General features: G+C 73.3%; 25 protein-coding genes. 13 read left to right on the top strand and 12 right to left on the bottom strand.

Annotated features, from left to right (window positions below):
* Window positions 1-46 precede the first annotated feature (46 nt).
* The 4 genes from ACIPK4_RS20540 to ACIPK4_RS20525 all read right to left on the bottom strand — a co-directional run bounded on the left by ACIPK4_RS20540 (window position 47) and on the right by ACIPK4_RS20525 (window position 3,189).
* Complete coding sequence (locus ACIPK4_RS20540) at window positions 47-589, bottom strand: rhodanese-like domain-containing protein (protein WP_402314555.1); 543 nt, start codon at window positions 587-589, stop codon at window positions 47-49.
* A gap of 355 nt (window positions 590-944) precedes the next feature.
* Window positions 945-1,127, bottom strand: coding sequence for a 4-oxalocrotonate tautomerase DmpI (dmpI, locus tag ACIPK4_RS20535; RefSeq protein WP_054224821.1), 183 nt, complete (start codon window positions 1,125-1,127; stop codon window positions 945-947).
* A 114-nt stretch (window positions 1,128-1,241) separates the two neighbouring features.
* Window positions 1,242-2,141 (bottom strand): LysR substrate-binding domain-containing protein, encoded by a 900-nt coding sequence (locus ACIPK4_RS20530; RefSeq protein ID WP_402314553.1) that lies wholly within the window; start codon window positions 2,139-2,141, stop codon window positions 1,242-1,244.
* 100 nt (window positions 2,142-2,241) lie between these two features.
* On the bottom strand, window positions 2,242-3,189 hold the full coding sequence (locus tag ACIPK4_RS20525; RefSeq protein ID WP_402314551.1) for an ion transporter: 948 nt from the start codon (window positions 3,187-3,189) through the stop codon (window positions 2,242-2,244).
* A 328-nt stretch (window positions 3,190-3,517) separates the two neighbouring features.
* On the opposite strand from ACIPK4_RS20525, the gene ACIPK4_RS20520 reads away from it, so the two are divergent.
* The gene (locus tag ACIPK4_RS20520; protein ID WP_402314549.1) at window positions 3,518-5,029 is read left to right on the top strand and encodes a serine/threonine-protein kinase; all 1,512 of its coding nucleotides are present in this window, start codon (window positions 3,518-3,520) and stop codon (window positions 5,027-5,029) included.
* A gap of 85 nt (window positions 5,030-5,114) precedes the next feature.
* On the opposite strand, the gene ACIPK4_RS20515 is transcribed toward ACIPK4_RS20520, so the two are convergent.
* The 4 genes from ACIPK4_RS20515 to ACIPK4_RS20500 form a co-directional block, all read right to left on the bottom strand.
* Window positions 5,115-6,053, bottom strand: coding sequence for an amidohydrolase family protein (locus ACIPK4_RS20515; protein ID WP_402314547.1), 939 nt, complete (start codon window positions 6,051-6,053; stop codon window positions 5,115-5,117).
* Between the two features lie 374 nt (window positions 6,054-6,427).
* Window positions 6,428-7,612, bottom strand: coding sequence for a winged helix DNA-binding domain-containing protein (locus ACIPK4_RS20510; protein WP_402314545.1), 1,185 nt, complete (start codon window positions 7,610-7,612; stop codon window positions 6,428-6,430).
* Between the two features lie 255 nt (window positions 7,613-7,867).
* The gene (locus ACIPK4_RS20505; protein ID WP_402315183.1) at window positions 7,868-8,527 is read right to left on the bottom strand and encodes a HEAT repeat domain-containing protein; all 660 of its coding nucleotides are present in this window, start codon (window positions 8,525-8,527) and stop codon (window positions 7,868-7,870) included.
* Window positions 8,528-8,970: 443 nt separating this feature from the next.
* Complete coding sequence (locus tag ACIPK4_RS20500) at window positions 8,971-9,414, bottom strand: transglycosylase SLT domain-containing protein (protein ID WP_376200767.1); 444 nt, start codon at window positions 9,412-9,414, stop codon at window positions 8,971-8,973.
* 728 nt (window positions 9,415-10,142) lie between these two features.
* Here ACIPK4_RS20500 and ACIPK4_RS20495 point away from each other — a divergent pair.
* From ACIPK4_RS20495 to ACIPK4_RS20460, 8 genes are all read left to right on the top strand, one after another.
* Window positions 10,143-10,931 carry a CAP domain-containing protein gene (locus ACIPK4_RS20495; RefSeq protein ID WP_402314543.1) on the top strand — a complete coding sequence of 263 codons (789 nt, stop codon included), beginning with the start codon at window positions 10,143-10,145 and terminating at the stop codon, window positions 10,929-10,931.
* Between the two features lie 195 nt (window positions 10,932-11,126).
* On the top strand, window positions 11,127-11,684 hold the full coding sequence (locus ACIPK4_RS20490; RefSeq protein WP_402314541.1) for a hypothetical protein: 558 nt from the start codon (window positions 11,127-11,129) through the stop codon (window positions 11,682-11,684).
* Window positions 11,685-12,017: 333 nt separating this feature from the next.
* The gene (locus ACIPK4_RS20485) at window positions 12,018-12,797 is read left to right on the top strand and encodes a thioredoxin family protein (protein WP_402314539.1); all 780 of its coding nucleotides are present in this window, start codon (window positions 12,018-12,020) and stop codon (window positions 12,795-12,797) included.
* Entirely contained in the window at window positions 12,794-13,408 is a 615-nt protein-coding gene (locus tag ACIPK4_RS20480; protein WP_402314537.1) for a TlpA family protein disulfide reductase, read from the top strand. The genes ACIPK4_RS20485 and ACIPK4_RS20480 overlap by 4 nt, the downstream gene beginning before the upstream one ends.
* Complete coding sequence (locus ACIPK4_RS20475) at window positions 13,405-14,169, top strand: cytochrome c biogenesis CcdA family protein (RefSeq protein WP_402314535.1); 765 nt, start codon at window positions 13,405-13,407, stop codon at window positions 14,167-14,169. The genes ACIPK4_RS20480 and ACIPK4_RS20475 overlap by 4 nt, the downstream gene beginning before the upstream one ends.
* A 57-nt stretch (window positions 14,170-14,226) precedes the next feature.
* Window positions 14,227-14,793 (top strand): hypothetical protein, encoded by a 567-nt coding sequence (locus ACIPK4_RS20470; RefSeq protein ID WP_402314533.1) that lies wholly within the window; start codon window positions 14,227-14,229, stop codon window positions 14,791-14,793.
* Between the two features lie 35 nt (window positions 14,794-14,828).
* Window positions 14,829-15,569: a response regulator transcription factor gene (locus ACIPK4_RS20465; RefSeq protein WP_054224836.1), complete on the top strand. Its 741-nt coding sequence runs from the start codon at window positions 14,829-14,831 to the stop codon at window positions 15,567-15,569.
* Window positions 15,566-16,975 (top strand): ATP-binding protein, encoded by a 1,410-nt coding sequence (locus ACIPK4_RS20460; protein ID WP_402314531.1) that lies wholly within the window; start codon window positions 15,566-15,568, stop codon window positions 16,973-16,975. Before ACIPK4_RS20465 ends, ACIPK4_RS20460 begins: the two co-directional genes overlap by 4 nt.
* A gap of 107 nt (window positions 16,976-17,082) precedes the next feature.
* Here ACIPK4_RS20460 and ACIPK4_RS20455 read toward each other — a convergent pair whose 3' ends face one another.
* Window positions 17,083-19,278 (bottom strand): hypothetical protein, encoded by a 2,196-nt coding sequence (locus tag ACIPK4_RS20455; protein WP_402314529.1) that lies wholly within the window; start codon window positions 19,276-19,278, stop codon window positions 17,083-17,085.
* Window positions 19,279-19,514: 236 nt separating this feature from the next.
* Between ACIPK4_RS20455 and ACIPK4_RS20450 the strand changes: the two genes are divergently transcribed.
* The 4 genes from ACIPK4_RS20450 to ACIPK4_RS20435 all read left to right on the top strand — a co-directional run bounded on the left by ACIPK4_RS20450 (window position 19,515) and on the right by ACIPK4_RS20435 (window position 22,072).
* On the top strand, window positions 19,515-19,982 hold the full coding sequence (locus tag ACIPK4_RS20450; protein ID WP_402314527.1) for a hypothetical protein: 468 nt from the start codon (window positions 19,515-19,517) through the stop codon (window positions 19,980-19,982).
* A gap of 352 nt (window positions 19,983-20,334) precedes the next feature.
* Complete coding sequence (locus ACIPK4_RS20445; protein ID WP_402314525.1) at window positions 20,335-20,946, top strand: ricin-type beta-trefoil lectin domain protein; 612 nt, start codon at window positions 20,335-20,337, stop codon at window positions 20,944-20,946.
* A 151-nt stretch (window positions 20,947-21,097) separates the two neighbouring features.
* Window positions 21,098-21,406 (top strand): alpha/beta hydrolase, encoded by a 309-nt coding sequence (locus ACIPK4_RS20440; protein ID WP_402314523.1) that lies wholly within the window; start codon window positions 21,098-21,100, stop codon window positions 21,404-21,406.
* A 189-nt stretch (window positions 21,407-21,595) separates the two neighbouring features.
* Entirely contained in the window at window positions 21,596-22,072 is a 477-nt protein-coding gene (locus ACIPK4_RS20435; RefSeq protein ID WP_402314521.1) for a CAP domain-containing protein, read from the top strand.
* Window positions 22,073-22,177: 105 nt separating this feature from the next.
* Here ACIPK4_RS20435 and ACIPK4_RS20430 read toward each other — a convergent pair whose 3' ends face one another.
* The 3 genes from ACIPK4_RS20430 to ACIPK4_RS20420 all read right to left on the bottom strand — a co-directional run bounded on the left by ACIPK4_RS20430 (window position 22,178) and on the right by ACIPK4_RS20420 (window position 24,774).
* The gene (locus tag ACIPK4_RS20430) at window positions 22,178-22,633 is read right to left on the bottom strand and encodes a TspO/MBR family protein (protein WP_402314519.1); all 456 of its coding nucleotides are present in this window, start codon (window positions 22,631-22,633) and stop codon (window positions 22,178-22,180) included.
* A 240-nt stretch (window positions 22,634-22,873) separates the two neighbouring features.
* Window positions 22,874-23,521, bottom strand: coding sequence for a response regulator (locus ACIPK4_RS20425; protein ID WP_376196224.1), 648 nt, complete (start codon window positions 23,519-23,521; stop codon window positions 22,874-22,876).
* Window positions 23,512-24,774, bottom strand: coding sequence for a sensor histidine kinase (locus tag ACIPK4_RS20420; protein WP_402314517.1), 1,263 nt, complete (start codon window positions 24,772-24,774; stop codon window positions 23,512-23,514). The genes ACIPK4_RS20425 and ACIPK4_RS20420 overlap by 10 nt, the downstream gene beginning before the upstream one ends.
* Window positions 24,775-24,809: the final 35 nt, after the last annotated feature.

The following is a 24,809-nucleotide window of genomic DNA, read 5'->3' as shown; positions in this document are numbered from 1 at the left end:
CCGCGGGGGGCCCACGGCGCGGGGCGCGTGGACCCCGCCAACACGATCAGCGTGCGGGGCCTCGGCGGTTGAACGGCAGCCGGCCGAGCAGTACCGCCAGGCCGCAGGTGTCGGTGACCGCGGAGAAGACGAGTCCGGCACCGATCGCCCCGGACAGCAGGGGGAAGGCCGGGTGTACGAACACCCCGAGGAGCAGTCCGAGCAACACGGTGGCGCCGGCGGTGAACCGGACCTGCCGTTCCATCGCCCAGACGGCCCGTACGGGCCCGGCGGGATGCACCAGCCGGTGCCCGGCCGCCACCCAGGCACGGGTGCCGCCGGTCAGGCCGGAGGCGGCGATGCCGTGGACGGCGAGTTCCGTGACGGCGCGCTCCGAACGCCCCCCGGAGGCGCACACCATGAGCAGGGGCCTCCGCTCGGCGGCCTCCCGCAGTTCCGGCACGCTGCGAGCGAGCCGGTCGAGGGGCACGTTGCGGGCGTCCGGCAGGTGGCCGGTCGCGAACTCACCCGGAGTGCGGACGTCGACGACGGTCAGCTCGCCGAGGCGCGGCTGCGCCTCGCTGACTCCGGTGGCGCGGGAAACGGTCATGGCGGAACGCGTCCTTGGAGAGGGCGGAGGGCGGAGGGCGAAGGGACCGCCGGGTCGCGGCTCGACGCACGAGCGGGGAGGCCCTGCCGGGGATACTAGGCAGTGCCGAGGGCCCCGTCCGGGACCTCGCGCGACCGCCACGAGCCCGCCACGCGACCGCCATGTTGCCGCAACAACACCAACCCGGGCCGGCCATCCTCGCCGCCGCCGGCCCGCGACCGCTGGGCGACGGCGGGCCGATGGCGGCGACGACGGCCCGCCGTCGCTCCCCGGGGGCCGGGGCCGGGGCCGCCCGGTCGGCACCCGTGCGCCCGGTGCCGGCCGCGCCTGTGCGAGACCCCCGCTCGCGCGGTGGCTACTTGTCGGCGATGAGCGTGCCGGCCGCGCCCCAGCTGTCGGCCGGGACCTCGTGGATCCACACCTGGACGGTCTCGGCCGGGATCTTGTACGCGTCGACGAAGGCGTCCGTGACCCGCTTGACGAGCTCACGCTTGAGCTCGACATCGCGCGGACCCTGCTGGACGGTGACGATGGGCATGACCGGACTCCCTTGCCAGCGGCGGCTCCCCGGCTCTTCCGGGTCGCTCACCGACGGACCCCAGTCCATCGGATCCGTATCGCCCGGCCAAGGAGCAGACCGCGACGGCAGCGATCAGCTTTCGTGATCGCTGCCGGCCGGGGGTGTCGGGGGTGTGGTGAGTGCCTTCAGGAGTACGTCGACGACAGCGGGCCGGTGCCCGCTGCGGACGGCCAGGCCGATGGGCAGGGCCAGGCCGGGGGCACGGAACGGACGGAAGGCGATCCGGGGGCTGAGCAGCACCCGGGCGTGGGCCGCGTACACCACGGTCCACAGAGGTGTGGAGCCGGCGCCGATGGTGGCCAGGGTGTCCTGCAGCGAGCCGCTGACGGGTCCCGGCAGCGGCTCGAAGCCGGCCGAGTGGCAGGCTCCGACGACCAGGTCGACCAGGACCGGGTTGTTGCGGCGGGCGGTCAGACAGAGTTGCAGGCCGGCCAGGTCGGCCAGGGCCAGTTCCGGTTCACGGGCCAGCGGATGGGCCGCCGGGAGGGCCGCCACCAGGGGGTCCTCCCACAGGCGCAGGATCCGTACGCCCGGTGCGGGCTCCAGCGAGCGTACGAAAGCGGCGTCGAGCCGGCCGTCCGCGACCTGCTCCAGGCGCTCGCGGGCCGGGGCCGAAACCAGCTGGACCGCGGTGCCGGGGGCCAGGGCCGCCACGTCGCCCAGCACCCGGTCCAGGTGTTCACCGAGGCCGGTGCTGGTGCCCAGGCGCAGGCCGGCCCGTTCCCGTACGGCGGACCTGGCCCGCTCGGCGGCGGCGAGCACGGCCCGCGCCTCGGGCAGCAGCCGCTCTCCTGCACCGGTGAGCCGGACGTGACGCGGCGAGCGGTCGAAGAGTGCGGCGCCCAACTCCCTTTCCAGACGCTGCACTTGCTGGCTGACCGCCGACTGGACGATGTGCAGCCGATCGGCGGCCCGCCCGAAGTGCAGTTCCTCGGCGACGGTGACGAAATAGCTCAGCTGCCGCAGTTCCATCCGCCGACTCTAACCGTCACGGCCGGGCGCCGTTCACGTGTCCGCGAGCGCAGGGTCGGGGAGGCGGGAGGGACCGGCACCCCCGGCGGCGGGGTTCCGGCTACCGTGCGCCGGCCGACGAACCCGCCAGTGAGGGGGCTCCGTTCGGGTTCTGCGACACCGCTCCCGGCGGGTCGAGCTGCTGCTCCATGTCGTCGAGGGCGCTGCGCATCGCGGCGATGCGCAGGCGGAGCTCGTCCGCGCCCGCTGATGGCACCCGAACCGCGTGCCCTGCGGGCTGCCGGTCGGCGGCCTGTTCGGCGCGCTTCGCCTCCTCCTCCATCTCGCGCGCTTCCTCAAGGGCGTTGAGGACCACACCGATCAGCACGTTGACCAGAACGAAGGAGGCGAGGAGCACGTAGGAGGCGTAGTAGATGATGCTGAACGGGGAGACGGCCAGTCCGGCATGGACGGCATCGCCCAGGCCCTCCAGCGTCATCAGCAGGAACAGCGTCAGCCCAGCCCGGCCGAGGGAGCCGTAGTGCTGCGGGTCGTGTCCGGCGAAGCAGATCCAGCCGATCATCGCGTACACGTACAGGATCAGGGCGCCCACGAACAGGAAGCTGACCGTCCCGGGCAGGCTGCGGCCGACGGCGACCAGCAGGACCCGCAGCTGCGGCATGAACTGCGCGGTGCGCAGCACCCGCGCCAGGCGCAGCAGCCGCAGCAACGTGGTGTTCTCCCGCAGGAACGGGACGAAGGCCGAGGAGACCACGAGCAGGTCGAAGACGTTCCACGGATCACGGAAGAAAGCTTTCGGCCGGTCGGCGTACGCGCCCAGGCGGATCAGCATCTCCAGACTGAACGCCGTGACGCAGAACCGTTCGGCGGAGTCGAGGAGGACGCCGTACTCCGCGGACAGGCCGCTGTACGTCTCGACGCCCAGCAGCACGGCGTTGAGGAGGATCACCGACATGACGCCCAGCGCGAACACGCGTGCCTCGCACACGTCGCGGCAGCGCGCCGCAAGCCTCCCGCGACCGGTGGACGTCCGGATGAGGTCGGGCATCATGCTCCCTCGGCCGTGGCCGGCACCGGCCACGGACTGTGTCGCGCCCCGGCGGCCGCCAAGGCTGTGATCAAGCTCCAGGTCGTGTAACGCCGCACGGCCGAATACGAATCGCTCCGTCCCGACACATCGCCCGATCGGGGAACGGTGACGCCCGCCTCGTGGTCCACACCCCCGCGGGCCCGGCCGTACACGTACGGGGACTCCGCCGGGCTCGGCCGGGTGCGGCCGGGTGCGCCGGCGAACCGGAGCCGTTGGGCTGACGGGCTGACACCGGGTGCGGCCCGGCTCTAGGTTCTTCTGTAGGTCGATCGCACTCGGGGGGATCGTGGAGCAGCTGAAGGCCGGTGACCCGGCGGCCGTCGGCCCGTACCGGATCACGGCGCGGCTCGGCGCCGGTGGCATGGGGCAGGTCTATCTCGGGGAGTCGCGCAGCGGGCGGCGGGTGGCGGTGAAGGTCGTACGGCCGGAGATCGCCTCGGACCCCGGCTTCCGGGCGCGGTTCCGGCGCGAGGTGGAGGCGGCGAAGGCGGTGGGAGGGTTCTGGACGGCGACCGTGGTCGACGCGGATCCGGAGGCGGAGACGCCCTGGGTGGCCAGCGACTACATCCCGGCTCCCGACCTTGCGCAACGGGTGCGGGAGCACGGGCCGTTGCCGGAGGACGCGGTGTGGCGGCTGGGCGCGGGCATCGCCGAGGCGTTGCACTCCGTCCACCGGGCGGGACTCGTGCACCGGGACCTCAAGCCGGCGAACATCCTGCTGACGGAGAACGGTCCGCGGCTCATCGACTTCGGGATCGCCAAGGCGCTGAACGGTGCGACCGTGCTCACCCGGACGGGCGTCGCGATCGGGACGGCCGGATTCATGTCGCCCGAACAGGCCCGGGGCGACGGTGTCGGCACGGCCAGCGACGTCTTCTCCCTCGGTACGGTGCTGTGCTTCGCGGCGACGGGGCGCATGCCGTTCGGTGAGGGCAGCGCTGCGGAGCTGCTGTACCGGGTCGTGCACGAGACGCCGGACCTGGAACAGGTGCCGGCGGGTCTCCGGGCGGTGCTGGGCGGATGCCTGGAGAAGCGGGCGGACGCGAGGCCGTCCGCGGAGGAGCTGCTGTCCGTACTGAGCGGCGGTGGCGCGGCGACCGTTGCCGGTGCGGGGGTGCGCCCTCCTGCGGCTCCACCCGACCTGCCGGTTGCGCCTGCGCCGCCACCGCCACCGCCTCCGCCTCCGGGCGGACCCAGGCCGCCTGCGGTTCCCGTCGTCCGCAGGGCGGTCGGGCGGAGGCCGGTGGCGGACGCCGAGGTGCGCTACTCGATGGGGCACATGCGCGTCGCCTACGCGGCCGTGCTCGCCGGGGCCGTTCCGCTCGCGGTGGCCGTGTTCTCCTTCGTGGACCACCCCGTCGCCGCCGTACTGGCGAGCATCGTCGCGCTCGCGCTGTTCAGCCTGGGAGGACTGGCCATGGCGCGCGGCGACGCGGCTTGCGTACGGGTGACGGGTGAGGGGCTCTCCTTCTTGCGCGAAGGGCATGACTGGAGCGCGACCTGGGCGGAGTTGGCCCGCGTCACCCTGCGGCCGGCGCGGTGGGGTCCGGTGCAGGAGTTCGTCGTGGTCGGCGAACTGGCGCCGGGGGCGACGAAGAACGTCGTCTGGGAACGCTTCCGGCCGGCCGGCCCCGGTCCGAGGGCGGCGGTCACCACCATCCGCTTCCGCAACGAGGGTCTGGCCCGGGCGGAGATCGGACGGCTGCACGAGGCGTTGCTGCACTGCGCCGGCGAACGCTACGTGTACGACGACGGGCCGATCGGTGTGATGCCGACCGGTGTCATCCGTGGCCGTTGACCGGCGGGGGCCGCCGGCAGCCGCTCGGTGATGCGCATGGATCCCGCGGCACGTCCGCCGGGCCGACGGTCCGACGGTCCGACGGTCAGGCCCGTACGAGGCGGGGGAAGAGGGACTCGGCGTTGCCGCGGTGGATCGAGTGGAGCTGCCCGTCCGCCCAGTGCGGGTAGTCGACCAGCCCGTCGTCGAAGCCGCTGCACCATTCCTCGGGCACCATGGGGAAGTCGCTGCCGTACAGGACGTGTCCGGGCTCGGCGAACGCGAGGAGCGAGGGCAGCGAGGCGGGGCCCGCACCGAATGCGGTGTCGAAGTAGAAGCGGCGCAGTTCGGCCATGAGGTCCTCGGGATCGGTGCCCGGACGCAGCCGGGCGGCGGCCGCGAAGCGGTGGGCGGCGTACGGCAGGAAGCCGCCCGCGTGGGGAAGGATCATCTTGAGCCGGGGATATCTGCCCGGGACACCGGCGACGGCCAGGTGCAGGGCCGTGCGGGCGGTGTCGTACGGGAAGTCCACCAGCGGGCTGGGCAGGCCCGGGACCATCGCACCGGGCGGCGCGGTCGGGTGGACGAGGACCACGGCCTCGCGCGCGTCCAGCTCGGCCCAGAGCGGCTCGAACTCCGCGTCCCCGAGGTAGCGCCCGTCGGCGTTGGACAGGACCATCACCCCGTCCGCGTCCAGCTCGTCCAAGGCGTGGGCGGCCTCGGCGAGTGCCCCCTCGACGTCCGGCAGGGGGAGGACGGCGAAATGGCCGAACCGGTCCGGCCGGTCCTTCACGAGCTCCGCGGTGAACTCGTTCACATCCCGGGCCGTGGCCCGGGCCGCCTCGTGGTCGCCGGGAGCCCCGAGCGGAGCGGCGTACGAGAGGATGCCGGTGGCGATCGAACGGCGGTCCATCATCGCGATCGCGCTCTGCCGGTCCCAGGCGGGCACCGGCCAGCCGAGGGCGGCGGCGCGGTCGGCGATGGCGCGGCTGCGGTCGGGCGGGATCACGTGCTGATGGACGTCGATGCGTGCGTGTTCCTTCATTCCGGTCCTCGTCTCCTGCGCCGGTCGCTGGGGCGGCCGGCGCACGTGTACGGTGCGCGGTGCCCGGGAACGCAGCGGGGCCGGGCCGCAGTCCATGGGACCCCAGGGACGCCGACAGCGGTCGGCACGCGCGAACGCCACCCCGGCCGGTCCACCCGCCCGGCCCACGCACCCACGCCCGGGTCAGAACGCAGTGACCAGGTGCGTCAAGGCGACTACCCCGAGCACGACGGGTGGGGCGAGCCACCCCCGGCCGAGGGCCCGGCGGACGGCCTGGACCGTCTCCGCGGTTCAGGTTGGGGACGGTGACCTGCGAGGAGCCCGCAAAGGCGATCGCCGTCGCTCCTCGGACCCGTGCGGGTGGCGGATCGCCCTCATGCCGAGCCGGTGAAGAGGCGGCGCTCCAGAGGGGTGCGCATGCTGGGGCGGATACGGATGTCGCCGAGGAAGGCGGCCATGCGGGCGGCTTCGGCGGCGGTGGCCGCCCGGGCCGCGGAGGTGCGGCCGGCGGGTGTCAGGGCGTGGGTCGCGATCTCGCCGTCTGGGCGCTGGGTCCAGCCGCCGACGATGCGGCCGTCCCACCAGATGGTGGGGCCGATGTTGCCGTAGGCGTCGAACAGCTCGGGTACGAGGGCGGGGTCGAGGTACCAGTCGCGCTGTCTCCAGCCCATGGGGGTGGGGTCGAGTGCGGGCAGCAGGACGGCCGCGGGTTCGGTCTCGGGGGGCGCATCGAGGTGGTCGGGCAGGGCGTGGCCGGGGCCGTGGGAGAGGTCGACCTCGACGGCTCCGGTGCGGGCGACGGCCTTGCGGGTGTCGGTGAGGGTCCAGCCGGTCCACCACTTGATGTCATCGGTGGTGACGGGCCCGAAGGCGCGCAGGTAGTGGGTCGCGAGCTCCACCCTGGCTTCCTCGGCGGCCATTTCGGGGTGGGGTTCGGCCACGGTCCAGCGGAACTGGGAGGAGGCCCAGGTTCCCAGCGGGCGTCCGCGCCGGATCCGGCTCTCGGCGGCCATCACGCCCAGCACACGACTGGTGATGCGGGGTGTGGCGCCGTACGGCTTGCCCGGAGAGACGGTGATCTGGGTCCGCAGTGCGGGGACGGCGGCTGCGAGCTGGGCGGCGGTGGCCTCGCCGAGCCCCGCCAGGGCGGCCAGCACGGCGTCCTCGGTGGTGGCCAGCCAGGCGTCGCCGTGACCGTGCTGCTCGGCGAGGACTTTGAGGAGGTTCCTCCGCTCGCGGGCCGCGACGGCCCGTGCGGTGGAGGCGTCGACGACCGGCGCGAGGTCGCGGGGGACGACGAACATGGTGCGGCGCATGCACAGCATCCGCACCAGGGTCCGCTCCGCGTACAGGGCGCGTTCCAGCTGCGCCGGGGCAGGATCGGTCGTACGGGCGGCCACGGTCAGGTAGACCGTGGCGGGATCCGTGGCGTGGAGCGCGACGAGCGCTTCGCAGACCTGCTCGGACGTGTCTGCGCGGCCCTGCGGTGTCAGGAGGTGGCTGCTGGTGACGCGGGCGCGCCGCTGCCGGTCGGTGATCTTCGGTCGGGCATTGCTCATGGTGTGGGCCGGGGGCGCAGGGCCGCCCGTTGCCGTCCTTCCACTGGTTCGACGGAGCCGCGCCGCCCGGACGGAGAGGCCGTCCCGGGGGCGCGGCGGGGGTGCGGCGGGGGGCGGGGGGCGTGCGTACGTCCCGGGCAGGCCGGTCAAGGGCACTCTCGGGGGCCCAACGCCCCGGCGCCAATCCGAGAGCCCCGGGCGGAACCGACTGTACGCAGCATTGCGGACAGTTTGGGTCCGCAATGCTGCGACGTCTCAGCGGGCCCCGCCGAGGGCCACGATGCGCTTCGCCTCCTCGGTCGCGAACTCGAACCCGGCGTCCGGGTCGAGCCACAGCCGCTCTGTGGCGATCGCGTGCGTGTATACGCGCGGATCGGGATCCGCCGTAGCCGCCCCCAACACCGGCACGATCACCTCCCCCAGCGCGATCAGTGCCCGGCTGAGACTCAGCTGCGTCTCGCGTTCGCCGCGCCCGAGCTGTCCCGCCAGCACCACGGCCAACGCGTGCTTGTCACCTTCGGGCACGAGCACGACCGCTGCCCGCCACGCGCTCCGGGCCACCTCGTCGTCGGCATCGGACAGCAGCGCCGGTGTGATCGCCGGCCACGCCCGCCGGTCTCCGATCTTGGACAGTGTGTGCAGCGCCTGGCTACGTGCCTGCGCACGCTCCGAGCGGAGCTCGTCGAGCAGCGCCGGAACCGTCAGCGACGGCGCGTGGCGGAGCAGCGCCCACGTCAGCATTTCCCGTACGTAGAAATCGGGTTCGACGGCGCACCGCTCGACCAGCTTGCCGATGGCGCCCGGGTCGGGGGCCGTGCCGACCGCCAGAGCTGCCCGCAACCGGACCGGCGAACTGTCGTCCTCCAGCCCCTCGACGGCTCGCATCGCATGTGACACCTGTTCCGACATGGCCATGGGGACCACCTCCTCGGCCACGAGTGAAGAGCTTGTCACCGTGTCAAGGTCAAGCGAGGTCCCACCGGGTTCGCCGCACGGCCCGGAACACGGGGTCGAGCACGGGGTCGAGCACCGGGCCGGTCAGGGCATCCCGTCCGGGTCACAGCTCGCCCGGCGCAGCCCGGTGATGTCGGGCAGCACGAGACGGGCATGGCGAGGGCGACCGCCGGTTCGCGGGCATGCGACAGGACCCGGAAGTGCGGATTGCGCTGGATGGCCGCGCGCAGCAGCTCCAGCTGCTCACCGTCCGGCACTCCGACCAGCAGAACCGTCATCACCCGCACCATCCTGCGTTCCGGCGCACGCCGGGGCGACCCAACGCCGGGGCGACCCGGAACGCCAAAACGCCCGGCCGGGAGGTCCCGGGCGGGCGTCTTCGGGTGTCTGCTGCCGCTGGTGGCTCAGTACCAGTGGTGGGCCTGCCAGAAGTTCCAGGCGCCCACGGGGCTGCCGTAGCGGGAGTTCATGTAGTCCAGGCCCCACTTGATCTGGGTGGCCGGGTTGGTCTTCCAGTCGGCGCCGGCCGAGGCCATCTTCGAGCCGGGCAGGGCCTGGACCAGGCCGTACGCGCCGGAGGAGGCGTTGGTGGCGGTGTGGTTCCAGCCGCTCTCACGGGAAACGATGTTGTTGAAGGCCGCGAACTGCGCCGGGTCCTTGATCATCTGCTGGGCGATCGCCTTGGCGCTCGTCGGGGCCGCCTGGGCGGGGACCGTGGCGAGCATGGAGCCGGCGACACCGAGGGCGACCACAGCGCCCGCGAGCGTCTTCTTCGAGGCGGCGATGCGGCGGATGACGGGATTCGACACGGTCTGACCTTCCGAAGGGAACCAGGACGGTCGCCGCATGCCGAAGACATGCGTGAGCCACTCACGCGAAGGAGAGGGGTTCGTCGGCGGCGGGGTGGGCACCCGTGCCGCCCGGCGACTGACCCAGTTCTACAGACGCCCCGGACCCGCTGACAATGCCTGCTCCTACTACCGGTCCTCGCATTGGCCCGGCGGCGATCTCCGGCGAACTCCGGCGAATCCGGCGCGATGTCTGCTGTTCGCTCCTACGAGCCGGGTTCGTATGTGATGTGCACCCTATGGGACGAGTCACCCCGTAGGTGGCGGAATCTCACCATGTGCAGCGACTCGTCACGCTCGACACACGGTTCCGCCTGCCGTACGGCAGGGCGGGCCGACCGTACGGCAGGGCGGCGGGGCACTGCGGCCCGTTCGTTCGCCCACCCGGACGGCGTAGTCGGCCGAGGAAGTCTCATCAGGCCCCGAACCGGCAGGCCGCATGCCGCAGGGCTGGTGGGGACTGCGCTGCACGGCCGAGCCCGCCCGAGTCCGGTGACACCGATCGTGCACCTTTCGGCGGGAGTTGGGGCGATTGCCCGGATCACCTCTGCGCCGATCCTGCGGGCTTCCTTAAGGGAAGTTGAAGAACCCCTCCAGATCGATCTTTTCGCTGGTCACCCGCCTAGGCTCGGGCCGAGTCCCCTCTCCCTGCCCTATGAGGTGTTACCGGCATGAGCCCCAGTACTCCCGGACGTCCGTCCCGCATCGAAGCACGACGGAGGAAGACGGTGCGCACGCGCATCGTGCTGTCCGTCACCGCGGCCGCCGCGGCGGTGGCGGTCGGCGTCGCGGTGGCCGACTCCGATGGTGCTGCGCGCGGGAGTGGGCACACCGACGGCGCCGCGGGGCCGCTGTCCGGGAAGGCGAGCGCCGACGCGGGGACGACCACCCCCGCCACTCCCGCCCCCACCGGCGAGGCCTCGGCCACGGCGAGCCCGAGTCCGTCCGGGACGCCGGGACCCGACGCCTCGGCGTCCGCCGCTTCCGCCCAGCCGTCGGCGGCGGAGGGCAGCACCGAGGCCAAGGCGGCGCCGGCCCAGACCGACAAGCCCACCCGCAAGCCCGCCACCAAGGGCAGCGGCTCCGGGGGATCCAGTGGCTCCGGCGGGTCCGGCGGGTCCGGCACCGTCGACGCGAACAGCGAGTCCGCGGTCCTCGCCCTGGTCAACAAGGAGCGGGCCGCCGCCGGGTGCGGCCCCCTGGCCACGAACAGCAAGCTGAGCGCGGCCGCGCGGGCGTACAGCGACACCATGGCCCGCAGTGGCGTCATGTCCCACACCGGGCCCGACGGGTCCACGATGACCAGCCGGGTGGAAGCCGCCGGATACTCGTGGTCCAACCTGGGCGAGAACATAGCCCGCGGTCAGGCCGACGCCGAGGCGGTGATGAACGCGTGGATGAACAGCCCCGGCCACCGGGCCAACATCCTCAACTGCGCCTTCAAGGAAATCGGCATAGGCGTGCACAAGGGTGACGGCGGACCGTGGTGGACGCAGGACTTCGGCGCCTCCAGGTAGCCGGCCCGCACCACACCCCACGTCCTCCGACCCGTCCACGGGTACGGAGGACGTCGGCGTTCGCGGGTACGGGCGCCCGGTCGAACGCCTGGCCGGGCGCCGGTACGGGCGCCCGTACCGGCCCTGCGGAACGCCAGGTTCCCCGGAAGGGGGAGGCGGTGACGGGCCCACCGGGGCGTCCGCCACTATGGGGCCGTGCCCCGACTTCCGCGATACCTGCTCATATGGCTGTCGTGCACGGCCGCCAGCGTGACCGCCGTGCTCGCCACGGTCCAGTTCGTCGTCGGCTCGACCCGGCATACACCCCCGGTCGCCCGGTCCGCCCCGACGGTCATCGAAACGCCGCCCGCATGGCAGGCGGGCACCCCGTCGCCGAGCACACCGTCCCCGAGCGCATCCGCGAGCCCCTCGCCCTCGCTGACGCAGCGGCCGTCCCCCTCGCCCGCGTCCCCCTCCCCCGCCAAGGCCTCGGGAACCCCCCGTAGCAGCGCCCCGAAGGGCCCCGTGGACTGCGCGGAGGGCGGAGCGGGCCTCTACACCGTCCCCTCGCAGGGCGGCAAGGTCACCGTGCGGTACGGGAGCCGCGGCGTCTGCCTGATCTCCGCGGTCCCGGACCACGGTTTCAAGACCAGCACCTCGCAGACGTCGGACGACACCCTCTCGGTCACGTTCACCAGTGCCGACCACTGGTCGCTCGTGACGGCGACGATCGAACCGTCGGCGAAGGCCACCGTCCGCGAGTCGTCCTTCTGAGACGCGGCCGGACGTGGTGGGACCTGGCGAGGCCTGGTGAGCCTGGTGAGGCCTGGTGAGGCCTGGTCGCGCCGGACACCCCCGTCACTCCCGTCACCCCCGTCCGCCCCCCGATCGTGCTCCGGCGCAGCGGAAGGTGAGCTGTTCCTTAGGGCATCCTCAAGATCGGGCAGAGCCGGTTCCGGCGGCCCGGAGCGGTCCTATGCTCGCCTCAGCCGAGTGGCCTTCGGCGCCGGGACGTGAACCCGGCGATCCGCCGGCCCTCCGGTTTCACCGAGCCGGGGGCGCCTTGCCCCTCCCGCCTTCCGATCCGTGCCCTGGGGTGTCTTCGCCATGACTTCTCGCATGCTCCGACCCGTCCGCACCGACCGCCGTACGCAGCCGTCCCACCCCGGTACGCCCCGCGGAATGCGACTGCCCCTGCTCGCCGCAGCCGTGGTCGCGGCAGGTCTGACCGCCGCCTGCGGGCCTTCCACCCAGCCCGTCGGATCCGCCGCGCCGTCCGCGGCCTCGCCGTCCCCGGAGCTCTCCGCCGCCTCCGCCACCGAGTCGGCCGCCTCGTCACCCGAGGCGTCCCCGACCGCCTCGGCCTCTGCCTCTGCCTCTGCTTCGGTGTCCGCCACGCCCCGGCCCCGTTCCTCGCCCGCCAAGGCAGGCTCCGCCGCCACCGGGGCGCCGGCCAAGCCGTCCCGGACGGCCGACGCGGCGCAGCCGGCCGCCGTACCCGGGCCCGGCTACGACAGTTCGGCCGACGCGCAGAAGCTCATCGACGCAGCGCTGCGCACGGCCAAGTCCGAGGGCCGGATGGTGCTGCTCGACTTCGGCGCGAACTGGTGCGGCAATTGCAAGGCCGCCGACAAGGTGTTCGCCCAGCCCCAGACCGCCGCGATCCTCGGCGACTCCTACCGGATGGTCAAGATCGACATCGGCGGGAACAGCTCCGCCAACTCGGCGCTGCTGCGCAAGTACAGCCCGTCGGGCGGCACTTACACGATGCCCGTGCTGGTCGTCGTCTCCCCCTCGGGGTCCATACGCACTGACACCCACGTCACCGGCAACCCGTCCCTGACCGCGGAGGGCATCAACTCCTTCCTGCGCAAGTGGGCGTCATGAGACGACCGGTCCGGACGTCGGTCCTCGTCCCGGCCGGGGCCGGACTCGCGGTGGCGGCCGCCCTGGTTCTCGTCGGTCTCGCGACCCGGGACGATGGAGCCGGGGCGCCGGGCGGCCAGGCGGGCACGGCCGTGGGAACGGCGGCGGACACCACGGTCATGGAGCCGGGTTCCCGACCGGACGCGCCCGTGCTGACCGGCGACGACCTGGAGGGAAATCCGGTCAGCCTCGCCGGGCTCCGGGGCCACGTCGTCGTCCTCAACGTCTGGGGTTCCTGGTGCGGCCCGTGCCGGGCGGAGGCCGATGGCCTGGAGCGGCTCAGCCGCCAGACCCGGGCCGACGGAGTCAGGTTCCTCGGGATCAACACCCGCGACCGGGACCCGGCCGCCGCCCGGTCCTTCGTACGCGCACACGCTCTGAGCTTCCCCAGCCTGCCCGACCCCACCGGACAACTGCTGCTCCGCTTCCCGCCCGCACTGCTCAACCCGCAGGCGGTCCCGGCGACCCTCGTGATCGACCGCCGCGGGCGCATCGCCGCCGGCATCGGCGGCGCCGTCACCGAGGAGCAACTGCGCCCCGTACTGGCACGCGTGGCGAGGGAGGAGTCATGACGACCGCCGTCGCGGACGCCCCCTCCCTCGTCAACGGAACACTCCTGATCGCAGCCCCGGTGGCGCTCGTCGCCGGACTCGTCTCGTTCCTGTCGCCGTGCGTCCTGCCGCTCGCACCGGGCTACCTCAGCTACGTGACCAGCCTGTCGGTCTCCGACCTGGCCGACGCGGGCGGCGGGCGGCGCGGCCGCATGGCGACGGGAGCCCTGCTGTTCGTCCTGGGCTTCACGGCGGTCCTGGTCTCGGGAGGCGCCCTGTTCGGCCACTTCGGCCGTGTCCTGCTGGCCCACCAGGAGGCGGTCACCCAGGTGGTCGGCGCCTTCACCGTACTGATGGGCCTGTCCTTCATGGGGTTCCTGCCGGGTTTCGCCCTGCGGGAGTTCCGCAGCCACCGGCGGCCCGCACTGGGGCTCGCCGGAGCCCCCGTGCTGGGGGCGGTGTTCGCAGTGGGCTGGACCCCCTGCATCGGCCCGACGCTGGCCGCCGTCCAGGCGCTGGCCTGGACCGAGGCGAGCGCGGCCCGGGGAGCGCTGCTGATGGCGGCCTACTGCCTCGGGCTGGGCCTGCCCTTCGTCCTGGCCGCGCTGGCCTTCCGCCGCGCCTTGGACGCCTTCGGCCTGGTCAAACGTCACTATCCGTGGGTGCTGCGGATCGGCGGCGGTCTGCTCGTCCTCGTCGGCGCACTGCTGGCCACCGGAGTGTGGAACGACCTGGTGTACACGCTGCAGCTGTGGAGCGCGGACTTCACCACCGCCCTCTAGTACCGGTCCGAGCCTCCCGTTTCACGGAGATACAGAGATAAAGAGATACAGACGGACATGAACGTTTCGCTTCACCTGCTGCTTTCCCGGGCGGCCCGGGTCACGGTCGCCCTTCTCTCCTGCTCCGTCCTCGCGGCGTGCGGCGGTCAGCACACCGAGGGCGCCGGCAACTCCGCTCCCACGACGAGTTTCACCGAGCAGGGGGTCACGGTCACGCTCTCGGTGTCCGGCTGGCACGCCTCGAAGGGCACGCTCACCGCGGTGTTCACGCCCGAGCGCAGGGGATTCCACCTCTACAGCACCGATCTGCCGGCCGGTGGCGTCGAGGGCGTGGGCAGACCCACGGCGATGTCCGTCAGCGGTTCCGTCGAGGCGGACGGCAAGCTGACGGCCTCCGCGGAGGTACGGTCGATCACCGTGCCCGGTGTCGAAACCCCGCTGCCCGTCTACCCGGACGGACCGGTCACCACCACACTGCCCGTACGTGCCGACGGAAACGGGGACGCGACGGTGCTGATCGGATACGCAAGCTGCAGCACTCAGGACGGCTGCACCATCCCGGTCTCCGACCGCCCCGTGCACCTGCACGTCACCGGCGACCGCGCGGCCTTCAACCCCCGCTAGCCGCGACCCACCCGGCCGAGCCTAAGGTGTCCCCCATGCCCAGCGTCCTGGTCGTGGAAGACGACCCCAGCATCCGCCAGTCACTGATCGAGGTCCTGGCGGAACACGGGTACGCCGTACGCAGCTCCGCCGACGGGTTCGGAGCCCTGCGGGAGGTCACCCAGACCCCGTTCGACGCGGTGGTCCTCGACCTGGGCCTGCCCGACCTGGACGGAGGAGACGCACTGCGGATGATCCGGGGCATCTCCTCCGTACCCGTCCTGGTGGCCACCGCCCGCGACGACGAGCGGGAGATCATCAGTCTCCTCAACGCGGGCGCCGACGACTACCTGGTCAAACCCTTCTCCGGCGGACAGCTCGTCGCCCGCCTCTCGGCCGTCCTGCGGCGCACCACCCACGTTCCCGCCGCAGGGCCGGCCCCGGGAACGCGGGGTGCGCCGGCGCCACGGGTCGCTCCGGCGGGCGAGGCACTGCACCCCACCACCGTGGGCGAACTCACCGTGGATCCGGGCGCGCGCACCGCGTACCTGGCCGGCGTGGAGCTGCGCCTCACCCGCCGGGAGTTCGACCTGCTGGCGTTCCTGGCCCGCCACCCCGGCCAGGTGGTCTCCAAGCGCCGACTGCTCACCGAGGTCTGGCGCGAGCCGTACGTCGACGACCAGACCGTCGACGTCCATCTGTCGTCCCTGCGCCGCAAGCTCGGCGAACGGGCGGCGGCCCCGCGCTACCTGCTGACCGTCCGCGGTGTCGGCATCAAACTGGTGGCACCGCGTTGAGGCGTTCACTGGCCGGTGTGGCACTCGCCGTGACCTCCATGGTCGCGCTCTCCTTCCTCATACCGCTGGGCGCGCTGGTGATGTCGCTGGTCAAGGCGCAGGCCGTCACCGCGGCAGAACAGCGCGCCGCCGCCCTGGCCCCCGTCCTCGCCCTGACCACGGATCCCTCCGCCCTCCGGGATTCCGCCGCCAGCCTGGACCCGGCCCGGCAGCTGGTGGTCCACCTGCCGGCGGACGCCGGGGCCCTCGGCGACTCCAAGGCGCCCCCCGCGCTGCTCGAACGGGCCCAGCAGGGACGGGAGTCCATCTCCCAGGCGATCCCCGACGGCTGGATCTGCCTGCAGCCGGTGGTGCTCCCCGGCGACCGGGTCGCCGTGATCGAGAACTTCGTGCCCGAGGAGGAACTGACCCACGGGGTCAAGGAATCGTGGGCGGTCATGTCCTTCCTCGCGGTCGCGCTGATCGGCGGTTCCGTCCTGGTCGCCGACCGACTCGGGGCGAAGGTCGTCAGATCGTCGAGGAAGCTCGCCCAGGCCTCACGCGCACTCGGCCAGGGCGACCTGGACGCCCGCGTGGACCCCGTGGGCCCCAAGGAGCTGCGGGACGCGGGCGTCGCCTTCAACGCGATGGCGCACCGGATGAACGAGCTGCTCGCCGTCGAACGCGAGCTCGTCGCCGATCTGTCCCACCGGCTGCGTACGCCGCTCACCGCACTGCACCTCGCGTCGGAGCGCATGGCGGGCACACCCGAGTCGGCCAGGGTCGAGGCGGCCGTGGGTGAACTGGAGGCGGAACTGCAGGCCATCATCGCCGCGGCACGCACCCCCCTAGCCGTCGGTCCCATGGGCCAGGGCATGCTCGGCACGGAACCGTCCGCCGGTCACGAATCCGGGGCCGGGGCCGGGAAGTCCGGTCCGCGCTGCGAGGCCTCCGACGTGGTCCGCCGCCGTACCGCCTTCTGGTCGGTCCTGGCGGAGCAGCAGGACCGGTCCTGCTGCCTCGACCTGACCCAGGAACCCACGACCGTCGGCCTGTCCGACGACGACGTCGCCGCCGTGGTGGACGCGCTCATCGGCAACATCTTCCGCCACACCGCGCCCGGCACCCCGTTCGCCGTCCAAGTGGTCCGCACGGCCCAGGCCGTGGAGCTGGTCGTCGAGGACGGTGGGCCGGGCATCCCCGAACCGGACCTCGCCCTCTCCCGCGGCAGCAGCACCGGTTCCACCGGGCTGGGCCTGGACATCGCGGGGCGGGCCGCGACCGCGACGGGCGGTTCGGTGGAGATCGGCCGCAGCGCCCTGGGAGGCGCACGCATCACGGTGTCGTTCGCCCTGGCGGCGCAGGCCCCTGCCGGACGCAGGCCGCGCATCTCCCGCCGCCGGCCGGCCTGGCCGCACAGACGGTAGGGCCGCCTCCGCCCCGGCCGGTTCGGGTGCCGCCGGAATGCCTCAGCCCCGTCCGCACCGCCGGCGCGGGAGTGACGACAGTGACCGGCCGGCTGTCGAGTTCGCGGTCAGCTGTCGAGTTCGCGCCTCCACAGTTCCTCCGTGAGCCGGCTCACCCCGGCCGCGAGATGGCGGCGGTACGTGGACATCGGCAGGCCGAGCAGGTCAGCGGCACGCTGCTGGGTACCCGCCGGCTGGAGATAGGTGTGGTGGAGCGCCCGGTGGGCACGCCGGTCGCGCGGGGCCGCCTGGAGCTCGGCGGCCGTCTCCCTGAGCAGGGCGGACAGCGAGGCGGCCCGGTCGTCCGGTCCCGCGCCCCGACCTGCCCGGGACGCGACCGCACGGGAGTGCAGCAGGACCGAGCCGCGCAGTCCGCCGGCCCGCCCCAGCCCGCGCAGGGCCTCCCGGACTCCGGCGGCGAAGGTCTCGGCGTCGAGCACGCGCAGTGCGTCGCCGGGTCCGTCGGGTGCCGCGACCGCCAGCGGGTCGGCCGACGACTCCCGTTCGCAGAGCAGGCCGAGCCAGGCCAGCGGAGGCGTACGGCGCCAGTCGTGGACGAACGTTCCGTACGGGCGTCCACCGACGGTGAAGTCGGCCTGGGGCAGGCGGTGGAAGTCCGTGTACGCGCAGCCCGCGAACCAGAACTCCGGGTCGGCGAAGGGGAGGAGGGTGAGCGCGGGCCGCTGCTCGGCCGTGAGGTAGTGATGGGTCAGCCGCAGCGTGATGAGGGTCTGCACGGCGGAGACGTCCTGGTACGTGTCCCCGGCCAGCCACGCGCGCACCAGCAGGGCCCGCTCCCCCGCGCGCAGCTCGCCGTGGCGGGCGAGCCAGTCGGCGGCGGCCGCGGTGCCCGGGTCCGCGAGGACGGCCGGGTCGTCGAGGTCCTCGGCGCCGAGGGTGAGCAGGAGGTAGAACCCTGCGGGGGAATGCGGCCGTGCCTGCGCCCCTACGGCGGCCCACGTCGCGGCAGGGCGGCCCCACCAGCCGCGCAGCAGCCGGGCGGACTCGGGCCCCTCGTACCGTTCGGCCATGGCGAGGAGGGCCGGGAGCTCGGTTTCCTCCACCGCCGTGATCGACAGGGCGTCAAGGTGCGTGGAGCCCGCCGCTCCGGAAGCCGTGACCGGCGCCAGGAGGGGTCCGGCCAGGGGACTGTCGCGGTGCAGATAGGCGAAGTCGGCCAGGACGGCGCGCTGGCGCGCCCGGTCGCCGTCGGTGAAGAGCTGTTGGTAGTACGTGCTCGCGCGGCGGCGCAGATCCGTTCTGCGGGTGGGGTTCCGCCAGCCGAGTTCGGTGTCGAGGACGGATCGGGCGAGGTCGTGGGGGTGGATCCCCCGCGCGCCGTATTCGGTGATCGACAGCGTGCACAGCCACTCGAACAGGTCGCTCGCGTCGGGCACCCCGACGAGCGCGGCGAGCAGCGGCTCCGTGGTGACGAGGGTTTGGGCGTAGGCCTCCAGGGCGGCGCGGTGCCTCGGCGTGGGCACCACGTCGAGCAGCGCAGCGAGCAGGGTGTTCACCACGCGGGGCGGCGAAGCCGGGCCGGTGCTCCCGCGTGAGCCGTGCACCCGTACGTCGGCCATGAGGGCGAGCGCGAGCGGATGGCCGTGGGTGAAGGCCAGGACGTTCGGGTGCTCCGCCTCGGGTACGCCGCGCCGCTTCAGGAGCTCGGCGCTGTCCGCGGGATCCAAGGGGGCCAGTGGCATGGGGTGGAGGAGGCCCAGCCAGGCGGGGTCGGTCCGCCAGGCGAGCGGCGGCGGCTCCCGGTCGGCGAGGGCCAGCACGCTGTCGTGGGGCAGGTGGGCGAGCAACCCCTCGGCGGCGAGCACCGCTCCGGGGACATCGACCAGGACGAGGCTGCCGGGGGCCACGGGGGGAAGCGGGGCCAGGCCGCCGATTGCGCTGCCATGGGCCGGTGCGGCGGGTTCGGTCGGTGCGGCTGATTCGGTCCGTGGGGGTGGCTCGGCCGGTACGGCCGGCTCGGTCCGTACGACTGCCTCGGTCCGTACGACTGGCTCGGTCGGTACGAATGATTCCTGCGCGATGACGGTCACCGGCCGGCCGGCGCGCGTGGCCAGCCACGCGAACTGGTGGAGCAGTGTGGACTTCCCGATCCCGGCCGAGCCGTGCACGTGGACCACCGCGCCGCGCGCGTCCGCCAGGATGCGGCGGAAGGCCTCGACCTCTGCCTGACGCCCTACGAAGCCCTGGGCCCGGGCCGCGGCGAAGCGGTCGGCCATCCTCGGCGGTGTCTGCTGTCCCCCCACGCAATGGTGATACCACCGGCCGGACGGGGAGCGGGCCCAACGGGCGGAATTCGAGCGGAAGTCGGTCACTGTCCGGCGTGTCGGACGGACAGCGGCCGCTCCTACCGTGGGCAGTGCCCGGGAGGGCGGGGCGCAACGAACCGCCCCCGCGACCCGCCGTACGGCACGGCACGGCACCGCACCCGCGGCAGGTCAACGTGTACACACAACCGAACACTCGCCCAGGAGGGGAATCCATGTCCGAGATGACTCCCGCACTGTCCACGCCGTCCGCCGCTGCCGGCTCGCCGGCCCCGGCCCGCAGCCGGCGGCGCCGTGCCGGCCTGCGGCTCTCCGCTGCCGCCTCGGTGGCCGCAGCCTGCGCCGCCGCGCTCCTCGCCACCGCCGGCCCGGCCTCGGCCAGCCAGTTCTTCGGGGGCACGCTGCACCCCGGCGAGCAGCGCTGCATCCAGCAGTACGCCTCCTACCAGGTCCGCGCCGACGGCAAGGCGACCGGCCAGGGCGCGAAGTTCAAGCTGCAGTACAACGGCGTGACGGTCCCGGGCACCGGCTCGCCCGGCCTGGTGACCAACTGGGCCGCCGACCTGCGTACGGCATGGGGCACCTTCCCCGGTCCCGGCTACTACACGGCGTGCGCGACCAACAACGGCACGGCGGACACGAACATCCGGCTGGAGCTGAAGACCGACGGCGAGGTCTTCTGAACGCCCCCCGTCCGCCCCGGCGCGGGCCCCAGCGCCACCCCGGCGCGGGGCCCGCGCGTTTGTCCCGCCCCGGAGGGCAGCACGATCACTGGGGCCCCGGGCCCCGGGCCACGTCCCGCCGGTCACCGGGCCCCCGGGTCCGCGGGCCCCCAGGTCTCCGGGCCCCCAGGTCCCCCGCGCGGACCGTTCCGGCCGCGGGTGGCGGGGCGTGGCCTGATCGGTGCTCTGCCGGGGGCGGGCCCCGCTGTGGTCCACTACCTCCGGCACCGCCCCGCACCGGCCGCACACCGCCGGCGCGGCTTCCGTGTGCCGCCGCACGGCCCCTGTACGCCCTGACGAGCCAGGAGAGGTCATGCCCCGCATCACACGATGGACCGCGGTCGCCACCACCGCCTTCGCCACCGCACTGACCGGCACCGCCGCCGCCAGCGCTGCCGGCGGGACCGCCGCCCAGGTCCAGGCGGCACCCCGCCCCGTGTTCTGGACCGCTCAGCCGCAGGGGCTGGCGGCCCCGGCGCCGCAGCGATTACTGGACCAGCCCGTCCGGATCACGAACGACTTCGCCAGGCGTCCCACCACCCAATGCCTGGACGTCGACGCGAACGGCGGCGGCAACGGCACGGTCGTCCAGATCTGGCAGTGCAACGGCACCACCCAGCAGCGTTGGTACCTCTGGAACAACGGCGCGCTCGAAAGCTACCGGTTCCCCGGCAAGTGCCTCGACGCGGACCTCAACGGAGGCGGCAACAACGGCACCAAGGTGCAGATTTGGGACTGCAACAACACGCCTCAGCAGAAGTGGTCCCACCCGTCGGGTGACCGCGCCATCTACAACGCGCGCTTCTACGGCGGCGGCAACATCGTCCTGGACCGTGACGCGAACGTCACGGGCAACGGTGCCCGCGTCCAGTTGTGGCAGAAGAACTTCCAGTCGCAGCAGTGGTGGGACGTGTGGGCCGACTGACTCCGGCCACGCGGTAGGCGCCCCCGGGCGGCGCTGCCCTCGCCGCCCGGGGGCGCCTCGGCACACCGGCCGGGCGCCCGCGTCGCGTGGTTCGCGTGCGTTCCGCCCGGCACGGCGTCCAGATCGCCGCGTCGGCCGCGGGGCGTTCGGCATGAAGACCGGGCCCAGTTGGGCACAGAAGGCGGCCCGCACGCTGTCCCGGTCGACCACCGTGCAGGTGCCCGGGATCGGGCACTGGGTGGTCCCGCAGGCGCCCTGTGCCCAGAAGGTGCTGGCGTCCTTCCTCGCCCGCCCGACCGCACCCGACACCGGCTGTCTGGCGGGGTCAGGTGGGAACCCTTCACGATCACCCGGAAGTGACGTCGGGGACGGCCGGCATCCCACAGGCGGTCGTGCCCGCCGGTGCCGGTCCCGCCACCCCGGTCGCCACTCCCGTGGCCCGGACCTACGCTGGCCGTAGGGGAAGCGGCCATGTGCCGCCCTGAGAAGAACACCGTGTTGCCGATGGCGCAGCCGCCGTCGCGCGTGCCGGTCGTGTGCCACCCCTTCCCATGACGGTCGACGGTCGTGAACCGCGCCGGCACTCTCCGCTGTTCCGTGCGACCAGGGAATCGCAATGACAAGACCTACTCGTGTACACCGCCGCGCCATGACCCTTGCGGCGACGCTGATGGCCGGAGGACTGGTGGTGGGGGCGGGCTCAACGGCGTCCGCCGCGGTCTCGGCCGGCATTCCCGCCGAGGTCAGTCCGGCCGACCAGACGGCGCTCGTGAACGACACCAATGCGATACGTCAGACGGAAGGCGCGCCGCCCATCGCCTGGGACGCGGCTCTCGCCTCCGGCGCGCAGTCCTGGGCCGACAACCCCGCGTCGCACCCCGGCGGGGGCCTCGCGCACGACAACAGCTTCAACAACGGCGCCGAGAACATGTCCACTGTCGGACCGTCCCAGGCCGTGTCGCAGTGGGCCGGCGAGAAGGCCGCCTATGACGCGGCCGGCCCGGACTGGGACACGAATTCCCCCGGCTACAGGAACTGGGGCCACTACTGGAACATGGTCCAGAAGAATTACACGAAGATGGGATGCGGTGCTGCAAGCGGTGTCACGGTCTGCCGCTACGCCTGACCGGACCGACGCGCACCGGCACGGACCGGCCGCACCGGGCTCACGGAACGGGCCGCCGAACGGGGGGACTGGGCCTCAGCGGACTAGGACTCAGCGGACTGGGATTCAGCCGTTCGCCTGCCAGATGGCGGCGTTGAGAGCCGTCGCGAAGCAGACCCAGGCCAGGTAGGGCACCAGGAGGAATGCGGCGACCCGGCACTCACGGTGGAACAGCCGCAACGTGATGAGCAGGGCCGTGGCCAGCAGAACGATGTCCAGCAGGGCGAGGCCGTATTGGCGCGCACCGAAGAACAGCGGGGTCCAGGCGAGATTGAAGGCCAGCTGGACGCCCCACCACGTCAGCGCCCGCCGCCCCGCCCGGCCCGCAGCATGCCGCCGCACGAGCCAGGCCGAGACGGCGACGGTGCCGTAGAGGACGGTCCAGACGGGGCCGAAGAGCCACGCGGGCGGCGCCCACGCGGGTCGGTCCAAGGCGGCGTACACGGCGGGCGCATCGGACGAGGCGAGCGCACCTGCCGCCGCCACCGCATAGGCGACGACCAGGAATCCCGCCAGGGACACCCACGCCCGCCCATCGCGTTCATGCGTGCTGCGTACTACCGGTCCTGACATCAGAACTCCGAAGGAACAGGGGCGTACGGACACACGGACTTCCGCATCCGGCGCCCGCACGGATGTACTGCGCCGACGATCGCCGGAGGACCGTGGGCTGTGCCCCGGCGCGGCCGTCCGCGTACAGCGTGCCGTCGCCATGTCGGTTCCGTGCCGGACGAGCCGGCGCGGCGCCGGGTCTCGAACCGGTCAGGGCTTGTTCAGGTAGGTGAGCACCGCGCGGACGCGGCGGTTGGTGTCGTCGTCGTCCGTGACGCCGAGCTTGCCGAACAGGGAGGTCGTGTACTTGCTGATGGCGCCCTCGCTGAGGAAGAGGCGGCGCGCGATGGCTTGGTTGGACAGGCCCTCGGCCATCAGGCCCAGCACGGAGTACTCACGCTCGGTGAGCCGCCCCAGGCCCCGGTCGGGGGCGCTGCCCGCGAGCAGCTTCGCGATCACGGCCGGGTCCATGGCGGTGCCGCCAGCCGCGACGCGCTCCAGCGAGCCGATGAACTGGTCGGCGTCGAACACGCTCTCCTTGAGCAGGTAGCCGACGCCGCCGGAGCCGTCGGCGAGCAGTTCGCGGGCGTACAGCTGCTCCACGTGCTGGGAGAGGATCAGGACGGGCAGGCCGGGGATCTCGGCGCGGGCGGTGAGGGCCGCGCGCAGGCCCTCGTCCGACTGGGTCGGAGGCATGCGGACGTCGATGACGGACACGTCCGGGCGGTGCGTCCGCAGTGCTTCGAGCGTCTCGGGCCCGGTGGCGGCCGTGGCCACCACCTCATGCCCGAACGCCTCGATCAGGCGGACCATCCCGTCGCGCAGGAGGTACAGGTCTTCGGCTACGGCTATGCGCATGGCACGGCCATCCTGACACGGGTCGGGCCGCCCTGGGGACTGGTGACCGCGAGCGTGCCGTCGAAGACGGCCAGGCGGCTGCGCAGTCCGGCGAGCCCGCCGCCGGCCCGGATGCCGGCCCCGCCCCGGCCGTCGTCCTCGACCTCCACGACGATGCCCGTGTCGTCCCGTACGAGCACGACGTGCGCCCGGGCCGCCCCGGCGTGCTTGACCGCGTTGGTGAGGAGCTCGGCGACGCCGAAGTAGAGGGCGGACTCGATCGGCGGGTCCAGACGCAGTGGGCCACCTGCTCTGACGGCCACGTCGAGGGGGACGTCCAGCGCCAGAGCGCGGACGGCGTCGACGAGGCCGCGCTCACTGAGGACGGGCGGGCTGATGCCCCTGATCAGTTCGCGGAGTTCGGTCAGTGAGGCGGCGGCGCCGGCCCGCGCCTCCCGCATCAGCGCCTTGGCCTGCTCGGGGTCCCGGTCCATCAGCGCCTCGGCGGTGGCGAGCGAGAGCCCGAGTGCGACGAGGCGTGCCTGGGCGCCGTCGTGGAGGTCCCGCTCGATACGGCGGATCTCGGCGGCCTGTGCGACGGTGGCGTCCGCGCGCTGGGAGGTCAGTTCGTCCACGCGTTCCGCCAGCGCCATCGCGGGCGAGGGCCGCAGGAAGCGTACGGCCACCGGACGGAGGGACCGCCAGGCGTACGGGGCGCAGCCGACGGCCAGGGCCAGGGCGCACGCCCCGGCGAGGCGCGCGAGGTTTCCGTGCCGGGTGAGCCCGATGGCGGCGACGGCCAGCGTGGCCGGCGGGAGAGCGGACACCACTCCCGCGGTGAGCGGGGCGATGACGGCGAACCGCAGGTCGCGCCAGGTGGCGGGGTCGCTCCACCAGAGCCGCATCCGCTGGTCCATGACGGCGTCCCGGCGGCTGCGTTCGTAGCTGAAGCCGTTCCACCAGTACCCGGTGGACAGCTGCATCACCGGCCCGGGCTCCCGGCGCCCTGCGGGGATGTCCGTGCCAGTCCACCGCGCGACGAGGAACCGGACCGCCCGGCACACGGTCTGCGCCGAGGCGAGCGTGCCCGCGCACACGATCACGGCGGGCCCGATCCACGACCACGGGTGCTGCGCCCCGCACCACACCCCCAGCCCCACGGCGGCGGCCCACACCACCGGCACGGCCATGCAGACGGCAGTGGCGGCACACGCCCGCCCGAACCCCACCCCGGCCCCTACCACCCACGAACCAGCCCGCCCCGCCCGCCCCATGACTCCCCCTCGTCTCCCGTTCGACGCCCCCACTG

The sequence above is a fragment of the Streptomyces sp. NPDC086989 genome (genome assembly GCF_044745505.1).
Classification (GTDB): domain Bacteria; phylum Actinomycetota; class Actinomycetes; order Streptomycetales; family Streptomycetaceae; genus Streptomyces.
This window is presented reverse-complemented; position numbering and strand designations above follow the sequence as displayed.

Bases quoted from the DNA above. Each gene is read 5' to 3' on its own strand.
- ACIPK4_RS20485 (WP_402314539.1), top strand. From the start codon at position 12,018: ATGACTTCTCGCATGCTCCGACCCGTCCGCACCGACCGCCGTACGCAG.
- ACIPK4_RS20480 (WP_402314537.1), top strand. From the start codon at position 12,794: ATGAGACGACCGGTCCGGACGTCGGTCCTCGTCCCGGCCGGGGCCGGA.
- dmpI (WP_054224821.1), bottom strand. From the start codon at position 1,127: ATGCCCATCGTCACCGTCCAGCAGGGTCCGCGCGATGTCGAGCTCAAG.
- ACIPK4_RS20475 (WP_402314535.1), top strand. From the start codon at position 13,405: ATGACGACCGCCGTCGCGGACGCCCCCTCCCTCGTCAACGGAACACTC.
- ACIPK4_RS20540 (WP_402314555.1), bottom strand. From the start codon at position 589: ATGACCGTTTCCCGCGCCACCGGAGTCAGCGAGGCGCAGCCGCGCCTC.
- ACIPK4_RS20500 (WP_376200767.1), bottom strand. From the start codon at position 9,414: ATGCGGCGACCGTCCTGGTTCCCTTCGGAAGGTCAGACCGTGTCGAAT.
- ACIPK4_RS20510 (WP_402314545.1), bottom strand. From the start codon at position 7,612: ATGAGCAATGCCCGACCGAAGATCACCGACCGGCAGCGGCGCGCCCGC.
- ACIPK4_RS20525 (WP_402314551.1), bottom strand. From the start codon at position 3,189: ATGCCCGACCTCATCCGGACGTCCACCGGTCGCGGGAGGCTTGCGGCG.
- ACIPK4_RS20470 (WP_402314533.1), top strand. From the start codon at position 14,227: ATGAACGTTTCGCTTCACCTGCTGCTTTCCCGGGCGGCCCGGGTCACG.
- ACIPK4_RS20465 (WP_054224836.1), top strand. From the start codon at position 14,829: ATGCCCAGCGTCCTGGTCGTGGAAGACGACCCCAGCATCCGCCAGTCA.
- ACIPK4_RS20505 (WP_402315183.1), bottom strand. From the start codon at position 8,527: ATGGCCATGTCGGAACAGGTGTCACATGCGATGCGAGCCGTCGAGGGG.
- ACIPK4_RS20530 (WP_402314553.1), bottom strand. From the start codon at position 2,141: ATGGAACTGCGGCAGCTGAGCTATTTCGTCACCGTCGCCGAGGAACTG.
- ACIPK4_RS20435 (WP_402314521.1), top strand. From the start codon at position 21,596: ATGACCCTTGCGGCGACGCTGATGGCCGGAGGACTGGTGGTGGGGGCG.
- ACIPK4_RS20425 (WP_376196224.1), bottom strand. From the start codon at position 23,521: ATGCGCATAGCCGTAGCCGAAGACCTGTACCTCCTGCGCGACGGGATG.
- ACIPK4_RS20445 (WP_402314525.1), top strand. From the start codon at position 20,335: ATGCCCCGCATCACACGATGGACCGCGGTCGCCACCACCGCCTTCGCC.
- ACIPK4_RS20515 (WP_402314547.1), bottom strand. From the start codon at position 6,053: ATGAAGGAACACGCACGCATCGACGTCCATCAGCACGTGATCCCGCCC.
- ACIPK4_RS20440 (WP_402314523.1), top strand. From the start codon at position 21,098: ATGAAGACCGGGCCCAGTTGGGCACAGAAGGCGGCCCGCACGCTGTCC.
- ACIPK4_RS20450 (WP_402314527.1), top strand. From the start codon at position 19,515: ATGTCCGAGATGACTCCCGCACTGTCCACGCCGTCCGCCGCTGCCGGC.
- ACIPK4_RS20420 (WP_402314517.1), bottom strand. From the start codon at position 24,774: ATGGGGCGGGCGGGGCGGGCTGGTTCGTGGGTGGTAGGGGCCGGGGTG.